Origin of the sequence: Echinimonas agarilytica (genome assembly GCF_023703465.1) — a bacterium.
Taxonomy (GTDB): domain Bacteria; phylum Pseudomonadota; class Gammaproteobacteria; order Enterobacterales; family Neiellaceae; genus Echinimonas; species Echinimonas agarilytica.
The window spans coordinates 248,964-261,095 of the sequence record NZ_JAMQGP010000006.1 but is presented as its reverse complement, the minus strand read 5'-3'; the positions used below and the strand labels follow the sequence as shown (position 1 = coordinate 261,095).

Annotated in this window: 14 protein-coding genes; 9 read left to right on the top strand and 5 right to left on the bottom strand. The window is 46.8% G+C overall.

Annotated features, from left to right (window positions below; genetic code table 11):
- Nucleotides 1-231 precede the first annotated feature (231 nt).
- The 5 genes from NAF29_RS12920 to NAF29_RS12900 form a co-directional block, all read right to left on the bottom strand.
- The gene (locus tag NAF29_RS12920) at nt 232-1,317 is read right to left on the bottom strand and encodes a TRAP transporter substrate-binding protein (RefSeq protein ID WP_251262015.1); all 1,086 of its coding nucleotides are present in this window, start codon (nt 1,315-1,317) and stop codon (nt 232-234) included.
- A 13-nt stretch (nt 1,318-1,330) separates the two neighbouring features.
- Nucleotides 1,331-2,719 (bottom strand): TRAP transporter large permease, encoded by a 1,389-nt coding sequence (locus NAF29_RS12915; RefSeq protein ID WP_285817748.1) that lies wholly within the window; start codon nt 2,717-2,719, stop codon nt 1,331-1,333.
- Nucleotides 2,709-3,146 (bottom strand): TRAP transporter small permease subunit, encoded by a 438-nt coding sequence (locus NAF29_RS12910; RefSeq protein ID WP_251262014.1) that lies wholly within the window; start codon nt 3,144-3,146, stop codon nt 2,709-2,711. Before NAF29_RS12910 ends, NAF29_RS12915 begins: the two co-directional genes overlap by 11 nt.
- Nucleotides 3,147-3,365: 219 nt before the next feature.
- Nucleotides 3,366-3,680 (bottom strand): BolA family protein, encoded by a 315-nt coding sequence (locus NAF29_RS12905; RefSeq protein WP_251262013.1) that lies wholly within the window; start codon nt 3,678-3,680, stop codon nt 3,366-3,368.
- Between the two features lie 49 nt (nt 3,681-3,729).
- Complete coding sequence (locus NAF29_RS12900; RefSeq protein ID WP_251262012.1) at nt 3,730-4,365, bottom strand: alpha-ketoglutarate-dependent dioxygenase AlkB family protein; 636 nt, start codon at nt 4,363-4,365, stop codon at nt 3,730-3,732.
- Nucleotides 4,366-4,391: 26 nt separating this feature from the next.
- On the opposite strand from NAF29_RS12900, the gene NAF29_RS12895 reads away from it, so the two are divergent.
- The 9 genes from NAF29_RS12895 (at nt 4,392) to NAF29_RS12855 (ending at nt 12,125) form a co-directional block, all read left to right on the top strand.
- Nucleotides 4,392-5,177 (top strand): response regulator, encoded by a 786-nt coding sequence (locus NAF29_RS12895; RefSeq protein WP_349665579.1) that lies wholly within the window; start codon nt 4,392-4,394, stop codon nt 5,175-5,177.
- Complete coding sequence (locus NAF29_RS12890) at nt 5,170-6,618, top strand: ATP-binding protein (RefSeq protein WP_251262010.1); 1,449 nt, start codon at nt 5,170-5,172, stop codon at nt 6,616-6,618. The genes NAF29_RS12895 and NAF29_RS12890 overlap by 8 nt, the downstream gene beginning before the upstream one ends.
- A gap of 85 nt (nt 6,619-6,703) precedes the next feature.
- Nucleotides 6,704-7,891, top strand: coding sequence for a methyltransferase (locus tag NAF29_RS12885; RefSeq protein WP_251262009.1), 1,188 nt, complete (start codon nt 6,704-6,706; stop codon nt 7,889-7,891).
- A gap of 43 nt (nt 7,892-7,934) precedes the next feature.
- Complete coding sequence (locus tag NAF29_RS12880; protein WP_285817768.1) at nt 7,935-8,516, top strand: peptidylprolyl isomerase; 582 nt, start codon at nt 7,935-7,937, stop codon at nt 8,514-8,516.
- A gap of 27 nt (nt 8,517-8,543) precedes the next feature.
- The gene (locus NAF29_RS12875) at nt 8,544-8,885 is read left to right on the top strand and encodes a hypothetical protein (protein WP_251262005.1); all 342 of its coding nucleotides are present in this window, start codon (nt 8,544-8,546) and stop codon (nt 8,883-8,885) included.
- 57 nt (nt 8,886-8,942) lie between these two features.
- Nucleotides 8,943-10,268 (top strand): AmpG family muropeptide MFS transporter, encoded by a 1,326-nt coding sequence (locus NAF29_RS12870; protein ID WP_251262003.1) that lies wholly within the window; start codon nt 8,943-8,945, stop codon nt 10,266-10,268.
- Nucleotides 10,255-10,782, top strand: a complete 528-nt coding sequence (locus NAF29_RS12865; protein ID WP_251262002.1) for a 3'-5' exonuclease — start codon at nt 10,255-10,257, stop codon at nt 10,780-10,782. The genes NAF29_RS12870 and NAF29_RS12865 overlap by 14 nt, the downstream gene beginning before the upstream one ends.
- A gap of 63 nt (nt 10,783-10,845) precedes the next feature.
- Complete coding sequence (locus NAF29_RS12860; protein WP_251262001.1) at nt 10,846-11,235, top strand: VanZ family protein; 390 nt, start codon at nt 10,846-10,848, stop codon at nt 11,233-11,235.
- A complete protein-coding gene (locus NAF29_RS12855) occupies nt 11,223-12,125 on the top strand; it encodes a ketopantoate reductase family protein (RefSeq protein ID WP_251262000.1) in 903 nt (300 codons plus the stop codon). Before NAF29_RS12860 ends, NAF29_RS12855 begins: the two co-directional genes overlap by 13 nt.
- The last annotated feature ends 7 nt before the right edge of the window (nt 12,126-12,132 follow it).

Sequence of the window (12,132 nt, the reverse complement as noted above, 5' to 3'; positions counted from 1 at the left end):
ATATTTAGAATTATTCAGTCATGCTCATTGGACTCATCCGAGCCTAACATTTCCGGCGCGGCATTCTACCACTATTAGCCCTTCAGATACCATGACCCAAAAGGGGCAAATCACTAAAAACATCGCCATTTTTACGTGTTTTCAATGTTTCAGTTATTGACTTTTTGCTGGTCTCAAAAAAAAGGCGCATCATGCGCCTTTGTAAAATAACAATGAAAAAGGCGTTAAGCGCTACTCTCCCCGAAGGTCCAAATAAGCACGCTCGGTTAAATTATGATATGCCGTAACTCCCTCTTTAAATTCACTAAAAGAGGCATACACTTTGCTTACCATAGGGTCTGCGGCAGCCTGCTCTTTTAACAGTTGCTCAGTTTCAATTCGCAATGCCGACAATACTTCGTCCGGAAAGCGTTTGATTTGAATACCCTCCATGGCCTGAATTGTCTTGAGCGCTTCGATATTACGGAATGTATATTCGTCGATCATGTCTTGATTGACTGCGCGAGCAGCGTTGCGAACTATAGCTTGTAAGTCCGAAGGCAATTCAGCCAGAGCTTCCTGATTGACGATAAACTCAAGCACGGAACCTGGCTCATGCCAACCTGGGTAGTAGTAGAATTGAGCGGCTTCATGTAACCCAAAGGCTAAGTCATTATATGGCCCAACCCATTCCGTGGCATCAATAGCGCCGGTTTGCAGCGATGTAAAAATCTCTCCACCAGGTAGTGATACGGGCACCCCCCCCATGCGGCTTAATACTTCGCCACCGAGTCCAGGTAAACGCATTTTTAGACCTTTAAGATCATCCACTGAGTTGATTTCTTTGTTAAACCATCCCCCCATCTGAACGCCAGTACTGCCCCCAGCAAGCGGCACCAAATTAAAGGGTGCATAGACTTCTTCCCACAATTCCATGCCGCCGCCATAGTGCAGCCAGCTACTCATTTCTTGTGCGGTCATACCAAAAGGGACTGCACTAAAAAATTGCGCCGCTGGTGCTTTACCTTTCCAGTAATATGCGCCGCTGTGGCCCATTTCGACTGTGCCTGAAGACACCGCATCAAATACTTGCAATGCAGGCACCAATTGGTTGGCACCAAACACTTGTATCGTTAAACGCCCACCACTCATGGCATTCACGCGCTCAGCAAAATGTTCTGGCGCAGTTCCCAATCCGGGAAAATTCTTCGGCCATGATGTAACAAGCTTCCACTTATACGTCTGTTGTGCTGCTGCTTGAGTACTTGCTGTTTGTTTTGAATCTGCCCCACAGGCAGTTAATACGGTAACCAAACCGATCGTCAGAAACCACTTCATGGTCATCTTTCCTTTAGCCATAAATTTGCTCAGGCAACCAAGTGGCCAGCTCTGGCCAAACGGCCATCGCAATCATGAGCATTACTTGAATCACAATAAACGGGATGACGCCTCGATAAATATCAGTTGTAGCAACATTATCAGGAACCACACCTCGCAGATAAAATAACGCAAAACCAAACGGCGGCGTTAAAAATGAAGTTTGTAAATTCACCGCGATCATAATACCGAGCCAAATGGGATCTAATCCCATCATCAGTAAAACCGGTGCAACAATTGGAACCACAACAAAGGTGATTTCAATAAAATCTAAAATGAATCCGAGTAAGAAGATCAGCAACATGATCATCACGGTTGCGCCTATCACACCGCCAGGCACATAGCTAATGGCATCATGCACCATTTGCTCTCCGCCTAAACCATAAAACACAGCAGAAAATAATGATGCGCCAAACAAGATCAAAAATACCATGCTGGTCACGAGTGTGGTTTCTACCGCACAGGCTCGCCAAGTATTTAAGCCCATATTGCCACGGCATAGCGCCAAAATTGCAGCACCTATAGCACCAACACCAGCGGCTTCGGTAGGAGTTGCAAAGCCGGTTAGAATCGATCCCAACACCACCAGCATTAAAGCGAGTGGAGGCAGCAAAGCCCAAATTATTTGCCTAATGCTTGCGACTGGAATATCCGATTCGGTTTGTACTTCATGCTGTTGTGGCGACAAACCTCTGCCACGAAACATGACATAAGCCAAGTAGGCACCAACGAGCAGCAAGCCCGGAATAATTGCGCCAGCAAATAAGTCACCCACAGAAACTGTTTTGGGTGAGAAATTACCTAAGTTCAATTGCACTTGCTGGTAAGTTGATGACAAGATATCCCCCAACAGAACCAAGGCAATCGATGGTGGAATAATCTGTCCGAGTGTTCCTGTGGCAGCAATGGTGCCCGTTGCCAGCTTCATGTCATAGCCTTGTTGGCGCATGCTTGGCAATGCGAGCAACCCGAGAGTAACAACAGTCGCCCCTACGATTCCCGTACTTGCAGCAAGCAACATTCCCACCAGAATAACGGCGATCGCCATGCCCGAACGAAAACGGCCGAACACAGACGACAATGCTGTTAATAACGATTCAGCTAATTTAGATTTTTCAAGCAAGATGCCCATCAGCACGAACAGCGGAACAGCCATTAGGGTGGGGTTGGTCATAATGCCGTAGAGCCGGTTGGGTAACAGCATAATAAAGCTGTCATCCATCACACCGAATAAACTACCCAATGCTGCAAATATCAAAGCAACACCAGCAAGCACAAAGGCCACGGGGTAGCCTGTCATCAGCCCCAGAATCACCACAATAAATAACGCAACCGGCCAAATTGCCATGTAATCACCCATCATTACTGGCTTCCTTTTGTCTCAAAATGCGCAAATTTCGAACACATTCGGAAATGCCCTGTAGGCCCATCAGAAAGCAAAATAGCCAAAGGTAAGATTTAAGAATGAAGAAGCCGGGCAGCCCGCCGGATTCTGGCGATGCTTCTGCCATTTTCCAAGACATGGCAATAAAGGTCTCGCTACTAATAGCAATGAAAAGAACTACGGGGAAAAGAAATATCAGATGACCAACAAGATTAATGAGCGCTTTTCGCCTCTCTGAGAAGGCGCGATAAAAAACATCCACGCGGACGTGCTTATCGCGTTGCAGAGTATACGCTGCACCGCCCATGAAAATGAGTCCATGAACAAATAACGCACTGTCTTGCAAAGCAATTAAGCCAATATTGAAACCATAACGCAGCGCAACAACGGCAACAATTACCATCATGAGCAGAATACTGCACCACGAAAACAATCGGCCGATAATCGTTGTTGTATGCTCTAAGATCGCCACTCCTGATGTGGCTAAAACACGCTCCTGCACCCTAAATCCTAGCTCTCTAATTGTTATAATTTGTTCAACGGCTAGTGATGATACAGTAAATTAATTGAGTTGTTGCATTGTTATGCGCAGATCAGATCACCTGTCGCACACTCGCGCATCGACCTATCCTTTGCTCCCCCCCATACAATCTGGACTTTTAGGCACATCAGCAAATTGACTACGCCATTCGTCAGCCGTATAGGTATGCATTGCAAGTGCATGAACTCCATTTTGCAGTTCTTCGGCGAGTAAGCCATTCACTTCACGGTGCCGTTGAATCAAGCGCAGTCCTTCAAACCTCGCACTCACAATCACCACCTTAAAATGAGACTCGCTACCGGGAGGCACATTATGCGCGCCACTTTCATTAATCACTTCAACATGTTCAGGTTGAAAGTGAGCCAATATTTTACGTTCGATCGTCAGTTGCGTTGACATGAAAAGCCTCTAAGCATTGTGTTCGGCGCTAGACTAACATGATTCTAATTTAGTCCGCGTCCATTGAATGTATATATCGAAAGGTTAAATTGAAACGAGGCTGTTGCAGACGTAACCTTTTCGGCAACGAGTGCTGCCAAAAATGCTGAGTAGCCCCTGCCATCACCAACAAACTACCGTCTGATAAAGCCAGCCTAAGCCGTTCTCCGGTTTGTTTGTGCTTTAAATCAAAATCTCGACATGCGCCGAAAGTTAACGAGGCGATCACTGGTTGCGTACCCAGTTCATCTTCATCATCGGCATGCCAGCCCATATAGTCTTGGCCATCCCGATAATAGTTCACCAATACAGAATTAAAGCGAGTTTCGGCGATTTGTTCACATCGTTCGCACAATGTTGCGAGTATACCAACCATCGGCTTACTGGACAGAGTTTCTCCACTGTACGAATAATCATGATCGCCAAACCAAGCTTGCAACCGAGGAATTTTATGACGTTTGCCGTAGATGTTGATAAAACCTTCTTCGAGCGTCACTAGTTGATTCAACTCATCCCAAGTCGACTGACACTGTTGCGCGTCGATAAAGTTCGGCCACCAGCCCAACCGGGCTTGTTCACGATAATTCCAGCCTTCTTCTAATGCTGCAACTTGCAGCGTTTGTAAGGGTGATTTAGTCTGAGGCATATGCACCTGTTTGTTTGACGGCCAATGTGGATTTTACAACCGCGTTTGCTGATCAAACCGTAACTGAGATGAAGTTAATCGTGTCTGATGTTTCAAAAGGCCACATCCTTGTTGTTGATGACGATGCCGAAATTCGAGATCTGCTGTCAACTCTTTTAAGTCGCGCAGGCTACCAAATCAGTGGCGCTGAAGACGGCGTTGAAATGTTCAAGGTTTTCTATCAAGCACAAGTCGACTTAATTATATTAGATATTAACTTGCCCGGAGATGACGGCTTTAGCTTGTGCCAACAGCTCCGCCAACGTTCCGATGTTCCAGTGATTATGTTAACGGCGAGTTCAGACGATATGGATCAAGTGATTGGGCTCGAAATTGGCGCTGATGACTACATCGCCAAACCGTTCAATCCACGACAATTGCAAGCACGTATCAAAGCCTTGCTTCGCCGTGTGCGCATCAGTCAGACAGAGACCAAACCCAAACAATCTCGCTACATTGACTTTTCGGGCTGGCGACTCGACACAGTTAACCGCGAACTCGTTCATAATGAACATGGTCATTTAGAGCTCAGCGGCGCTGATTTCAATTTAATGCAATTGTTTTTGGAGCATGCAAATGAAGTGCTCGATCGCGATGCCATTTCAGATGCATTGCGAGGCCGAGAAGCTTCCCCTCTGGATCGAAGCATTGACGTTCAAGTCAGCCGTCTCCGCCAACGCCTAATGGACAATGGCAAACACCCTAAGCTCATAAAAACCATTCGAGGAAGCGGCTACATTCTCACCAGTGAAATCAGTTATCACAATGACTGATCGCATTGCACGGCTTATTCCTAGTTCTCTTCCTGCACGTGTATTGGCGCTGGTTTTGGGTGCGCTACTGCTATCTCAGCTTGTGATTAGTTTAGTGTGGTACACCCAACAGCAAAGCCAAGACAACGAGAATCTGCGCATCACTAGCCAATGGATCGCTGAGCAAGTTGATTACACCGTCAGCAACTTTTCGGGGATGACAGCGCAGCGCCGCCAGTTGGTGCTCAACACCTTGAGCAACGTTGGCAGTAACCGCTTTTTTATGGTGCTGAATGACCGCCCCATATTTTTAGAGCCCGCCCCCTCAAATTTTCAACGGCGGATACTGTTATCGCAAGTGGTGCAGCAATTACGCAGTACACAACATCAAGGCCGCCCTGCAGCGGTGAGCTTGGTCAATGCTGCGGAACTCATCAACAGCACTCGTGACCTCAACATCAAAGAACAAGCGACGGTTTGGGCACGCCACAATTTACTCGACCCCAGCCAGCCCCCCCCTCTTCTAACCGTTCAAGCGCCAATGCCAGACAAGCAGTGGCTGATGATTGTTACGGTGCTACCCGAACCCTATACCATGCTTTCGCCACTGCAATTCGAAATGCCGCAATGGTGGTTCATGGCGCTGACCAGCATTGTGCTCTTGGCCGTGGTCTACTTAATCACACAATGGCTTACCCAACCTCTGGAAAAACTAGCAGAAGCAGCCGATTTACTGGGTCGTGATATCGACTCCAGCCCCATTGATGAGACCGGTAGCTCTGAAGTCATTCGAGCCGCACGTGCCTTCAATGCCATGCAAAATCGAATTAGACGCTACATCAAAGACCGAGAAACCTTGTTCTCCGCCATTTCTCATGACTTAAAAACGCCTATCACTCGCATGAGATTACGCGCAGAACTACTTGAAGATGACGAACATAGAGAGCGCTTTATCGCAAACTTGGATGAGTTAGACCTGATGGTCAAAGGAGCGCTGCAGTCCGTTAAAGATTCCGATATTCATGAGAACCTTGAAGCCATTGATATCAACGAAATCCTCAAACAAATTCAGCTTGATTTAGCCAAAGACGCATGGCGTTTGAGAATTACTGGAGGCTTAGACGAGCCCTTTATGGGCAAACCGTTGGCGCTTAAACGCTGCATTAGCAACCTCGTAGACAATGCAATTCAGTATGGTGAATCTGTGCACGTGATCATTCGCGAGCGAGAAGACGGAGTCTACTTGTATTTCCACGATCAAGGCCCAGGCGTTCCTATGGTCGATAGAGAACGTATCTTTGAACCATACGTTCGACTCGACAATTCACGCAATCGAGAGGGTGGCACAGGTTTAGGAATGGGCATTGTCCGAAATATCGTACAAGGTCATGGAGGCCAAATAGCCTTATCTAACCACCCTCACGGCGGACTATTAGTGCGAGTTTTACTGCCTCGTCGATAATATAAAAGCACGTGCGACTTGCTAAAAATACTTGCACTTCTAAAATGGGTGCCAGTTTCCTATCCAGACAGCAGTTTAACCATATATGTACAGCCCTTTAAATCTGTCATCACCAGTTTTAGAACTGGCCCGATACCCTCTCGATAAGCGCGAGACATTACTGCCTTTCGATGCAGCCGATGAGCTCATTATGGATTGGTGGTTGAATAACCCAGAATCCGCTCAACAACTTTGCTTTATCAACGATGGTTTTGGCGCATTGAGCTGCTTCTTTGCTCAGCAATCGGAGGCACAATTAGTGCACATCTCTGATTCGTTCTTGGCGCAACAAGCGGCCATGAACAACATGAGCCACAACCAACTTGATGAGCAACGCATCTCATACAAAGACTGTTCTGATGAATGGCCAGAAGCGCCAAATCGCATCATTATTAAAGTGCCGAAGAGCCTTGCACTGTTCGAATATCAGCTTGCTCGTATCAGCGAGCTGCCTGAAGGTACGCCAGTTCTTATTGCGTCTCGCTTAAAGGACCTACCCGCAAAAGCGGTGAAGTTATTGAAAGATGCATTTGGCAACGTGGTGCCCGAATTAGCCCGCCGAAAGTCTCGCATCATGCATGCTCAAGTTTCGGGGGACATCCAGCCGCGTCCAGAGCCCACTCGATGGGACCTGCCAGCATTTGAATTAACGCTAGAAAACCAAGCCAACGTATTTTCTAGAAAGTCTCTAGACATCGGCACGCGTTTTCTCTTGCAGCATTTACCTAAAACCTACAAGCCAAAGAAAGTCATCGACTTAGGCTGTGGGAATGGCATTTTGGCGTTGGCCATGGCGCGTCGATACCCAGACAACAAGTATGTGTTAGTTGACGAATCGCACATGGCGATTGAATCTGCTCGCCAGAACCAACAAAGCAACCTGCCAGAGCTGAGCGACAAATTTACATTCTTATGTCAGCACGGACTGGTTGGGTTTTGGAGTGAATCCGCCGACCTTGTCTTGTGCAACCCTCCGTTCCATCAGCAGCAAGCTGTGACTGATGAAATTGCTTGGCAGATGTTTAATCAGGCTAAGAATGCGCTTCGAACCGGGGGAAAGTTACGCGTCGTTGCCAATCGTCACTTGGGTTATCACGTTAAAATGAAACGAATTTTTGGCGATGTAGAAATCCTTGCATCCAATTCCAAATTTGTCATTTTAGAATCTAGAAAAGCAGACAAAAGCAAACATGTCGTCGAGGAAGATACTGGATCAGAACATGAAAGCGAATAAACACTTTTTTAAACGCTGCCGACTCATCATTGCAGCCATTTTAATGGTCATAACATTTGGTTCTACGGCCGACGAAGAGAAAATAGATCCTAAATTATTGCAGCCAGACAACTTGTACCCTCAAGTTAAATTTGTCACTAACATGGGTGTAATTGTGGTTGAATTAGATCGTATGAAAGCGCCGGTAACGGTGGATAACTTTTTGAAGTATGTTGTCACTGGCAGTTATGACAACACAATTTTTCACCGCATTATCGAAGGGTTTGTGGTCCAAGGCGGCGGCTTTGATGAAAAAATGGGGACGTTAGACGACAAGTTTGACCCCATTACCAATGAAGCAGGCAATGGTTTGAAAAATACCAGCTACACCATTGCTATGGCTCGACAAGGTCATCCGCACAGTGCAAGCCGACAATTTTATTTTAATGTGGGCGATAATAAAAGTTTAGACCCCGGCCCTCGCAGTTGGGGCTATGCTGTATTTGGTTCTGTTTCAGAAGGTGAAGAGGTCATCGATAAGATGGCTGAGATAGAAACCCATATGGATGCAAACCTTGGCTGGCCTGATGTTCCTGTGACTCCGGTCATACTAAGGGAAACAATTTTGCTGCCAGCTGATGCATAATCAAACAATTCTTCTATACTCGAATTTATGCAATATAAAACACCACAAATTCAGGTTAATGACTTCGTCACGCAAAAAGCACATGCAATGTCTTTTTACGTTGACGGTATGTTAAACGACACGGTTCCTTTTTCAGAGCTCCAAATCTTTATTTGGGATTCACTTGAGGAGTGGCGTCAGGTTGATCATGACTCTCATAAACAATCTGAGCAAGAAAGTGTGTTGTGGCATTTATTTCATCTTCTTGAGCGTTGGCCTGAATCAGCGCTCAGAGGAAACATGTTCCTCCGCAAGCAACTTCTAGATGGTGTGATGTTTCTCAAGCATCAAGGGCCTATGTTGCTCAATTGTCACGGAATTCGTCCTTAAAATTTCAATTGGTTGTAGTAGTATCTACTCTCCTTCATTCTTTCTCCGGAGACGCTGATGTCAAAGCTACTCAGCTCAATGACACCGTATTTTGATCGCCGCGTCCTAACTTTACTCCCCCTCGGGTTTTCAGCGGGCTTACCGTTGATGTTGGTTTTTTCATCTTTATCATTCTGGCTTCGCGAAGCAGACGTGAGCTTGTCCGCCATTGGCTTTTTTAGTTTAGCGGGGTTGGCATATGCGTTTAAATGGGTGTGGGCGCCGCTCGTTGACGGCATTTCAATTCCCATACTCGGTCAAAAACTCGGCAAGCGCAGAGCTTGGTTGTTGGTCAGTCAAATTGCCATTGGTGGTGCTTTATTTGGCATGAGCACTTTTGATCCCGCGCTTGATGGCACCTTACCACAATTAGCGTTGATGGCCGTGGTCGTTGCCTTTTGCAGCGCCACACAAGATATTGTGATAGATGCATACCGAATTGAATCGGCCCCTCAAGAGATGCAAGGCGCAATGGCCGCGACCTATACGTTGGGTTACCGTTGTGCAATGATCGTGAGTGGCGCGGGCTCTCTTGCTCTTGCTGCATGGCTTGCAACAGGCGAAGGCTACGATGTACAAGCATGGCAACACACCTACAAAATCATGGCATTGCTCATGTCCGCAGGCGTCATTACCACATTGTTTTGTAAAGAGCCGGTAGTTGATATCCCCCCATCAAACACAACCGGCCCTTTGTCTTGGCTAAAAGAACACGTTGTTGCGCCATTCGCAGACTTTTTTACGCGCTATCGATACCAAGCCGTCATGATTCTTTGCTTGATTGCCATCTATCGAATTTCTGATGTTGTCATGGGCGTGATGGCCAACCCTTTCTACGTCGATATGGGTTACAGCAAAGAAGCCGTTGCAGCGGTCAGTAAAATATACGGTGTGATCATGACTTTACTCGGTATTTTTATTGGTGGCGCATTAATCGTTAAGTTTGCGGTGTGGCGTATATTAATGGCGGGAGCAGTGCTGAGTGCAATCACCAATTTGCTATTTTCATTTTTGGCACAACTCGGCCAGCCCGATATTCTGTGGCTAACGTTGGTGATCAGTGCCGACAATTTAAGCGCGGGCATCGCATCAGCAGCTTTTATTGCCTATATGTCAGGGCTTACAAATGTGGCTTATTCTGCCACTCAATACGCCTTATTTAGCGCACTCATGTTTCTTTTACCCAAACTGATAGCAGGCTTTTCCGGTGTCATGGTTGAATCCGTTGGTTATTCAAACTTCTTCGTCATCACCGCGCTTATGGGACTGCCTGTAGTCGTACTCATTTGGATCGTCAGCCGTATGGATATATCTTCGAAGAATGCGAATCATGGACCCACTTAAGCCCAACTTGGATGAAAACTCTGCCACCGCCGAGGCTTATAATGTCATCGACATTGAAGCTTCCGGCTTCGGCCGAGGCAGTTACCCTATTGAGATTGGTGTATGCTTAGCGAACCAAGAATGTCACTGCTTTTTAATTAAACCCGAAAGCTCTTGGGTTCATTGGTCTAATCAAGCCGAGCAAATTCATGGCATCTCGCGCGAAATTATTCTCACGCACGGCATTTCTGTGCGAGAAGTGGCCGAGACGCTCAATAAGTTACTCAAAGGATTGGTCATTTATAGTGATGCTTGGGGGCAGGATCAATCTTGGTTGATGAAGCTCTACGACGCAGCAGGCATGTGGCCCAATTACAAGCTAGAAACGATCCGCTCGTTAATGAATGAAACGCAACTAAATCATTACCATAGCTGCCAAAAGCAAGCACAAGATAAGCTTCATTTACGTCGTCACCGAGCATCAAGCGATGCGCGTGTGGTGCAATACACTCTGAGCCTTGTTCAGCAAAAATAAGCATTTTCACCGAGGTTGCAATTGGGTAACATCAAGCGCACTACTTTTGCCTCAGAGTTTACTGTGCATTACTTACTCAATCAGCCAATCCTGTTTCGCTTTTTCTTTGTTTCGGCGCTCATTACTGTCACTTGGACTTGCTTGATGCCTCTCGACGAACCCGTCGTTAACATCAACAACTTTGATAAAGTCATGCACTTGGGCGCTTATTTTGTGTTGGCAGGCCTGTTCGAACGCTCCTTTCCAAATCACTTTATTAAAGTCGGGATCATTGCATTAATTGCCTACAGTGGCCTGATTGAGCTGCTACAAGGCCAAACGGGTTATCGCTCGGCGAGCTTGGCCGATCTGATCGCAAATTCTCTAGGCGTATTTTGCTATTTAGCCCTAATGCCTATCGTTAGAAAGCTTGCCAAGCCACCCGCAACTAAAGCCGCATCATGCACTGGCTAATTGTAGGGCCGGGCGCTCTGGGCCAACTCTATGGCAGCAAATTGGCCCTTCACGACCACAGTGTGAGCTTTTGGGGACGATTGGGCGAAGTTGCTCCAAAAGGGTATGAATTGATCGACCGTCAAGGACATACTACCGCGTGGCAAACCTCGACAATTCAAAGTTCCCCTGTGGATGCGGTGCTGGTGACAACCAAAGTTTTTCAAGCTGAAGCAGCATTGCGCCAGTTGCTGGAACAGGTCAAGCTTCCTTTCTCCAGCCCCATCATTCTGCTTCACAATGGTTTAGGAAATGCTCAAGCTATTCAAACGCTTGTTCCGCAACACCCATTGCTATTGGCGAGTTCGCGTCATGGAGCTCTACTTGTCCAACCTCACCGTGTACAACACACAGGCGAAGGGTTAACGCAAATAGGTTCCATAAGCCCCACACCACACGTGCAGATGCCGGTATTCCGCGCACTCAACTCAGCCTTAGGCCAAGTTGAGTGGTGCGACGATATAATGATTCAGCTGTGGCAAAAACTGATTATCAATGCCGTCATCAACCCACTCACAGCTCGCGACCAAGTGCTCAATGGCGCTATCAATACGCCTGCGTATCACCATGACGTTCAACAGCTGTGCACACAAGCCTGTGAGGTTGTCCAACACGCCGGTATCGATATTTGCCCCGAACAAATGATAAATACTGTATTTGATGTAGCAACTGCCACAGCCCACAACAAATCGTCCATGCTGCAAGATGTTTTGCACCACCGCACCACAGAAATCGACTACATTAATGGCTATATTGTGGCGTGTGCAGAACAATTCCACGTGGATGTTCCGAATCACCAAACCATAGTGCAACACATCAAACAGATTGAGCGCAGTTATATTCACCTCTAATCAAAAG

Bases quoted from the DNA above. Each gene is read 5' to 3' on its own strand.
- NAF29_RS12900 (WP_251262012.1), bottom strand. From the start codon at position 4,365: ATGCCTCAGACTAAATCACCCTTACAAACGCTGCAAGTTGCAGCATTA.
- NAF29_RS12910 (WP_251262014.1), bottom strand. From the start codon at position 3,146: ATGATGGTAATTGTTGCCGTTGTTGCGCTGCGTTATGGTTTCAATATT.
- NAF29_RS12870 (WP_251262003.1), top strand. From the start codon at position 8,943: ATGTCAAAGCTACTCAGCTCAATGACACCGTATTTTGATCGCCGCGTC.
- NAF29_RS12880 (WP_285817768.1), top strand. From the start codon at position 7,935: ATGGTCATAACATTTGGTTCTACGGCCGACGAAGAGAAAATAGATCCT.
- NAF29_RS12875 (WP_251262005.1), top strand. From the start codon at position 8,544: ATGCAATATAAAACACCACAAATTCAGGTTAATGACTTCGTCACGCAA.
- NAF29_RS12890 (WP_251262010.1), top strand. From the start codon at position 5,170: ATGACTGATCGCATTGCACGGCTTATTCCTAGTTCTCTTCCTGCACGT.
- NAF29_RS12865 (WP_251262002.1), top strand. From the start codon at position 10,255: ATGGACCCACTTAAGCCCAACTTGGATGAAAACTCTGCCACCGCCGAG.
- NAF29_RS12920 (WP_251262015.1), bottom strand. From the start codon at position 1,317: ATGAAGTGGTTTCTGACGATCGGTTTGGTTACCGTATTAACTGCCTGT.
- NAF29_RS12855 (WP_251262000.1), top strand. From the start codon at position 11,223: ATGCACTGGCTAATTGTAGGGCCGGGCGCTCTGGGCCAACTCTATGGC.
- NAF29_RS12905 (WP_251262013.1), bottom strand. From the start codon at position 3,680: ATGTCAACGCAACTGACGATCGAACGTAAAATATTGGCTCACTTTCAA.
- NAF29_RS12885 (WP_251262009.1), top strand. From the start codon at position 6,704: ATGTACAGCCCTTTAAATCTGTCATCACCAGTTTTAGAACTGGCCCGA.
- NAF29_RS12915 (WP_285817748.1), bottom strand. From the start codon at position 2,719: ATGATGGGTGATTACATGGCAATTTGGCCGGTTGCGTTATTTATTGTG.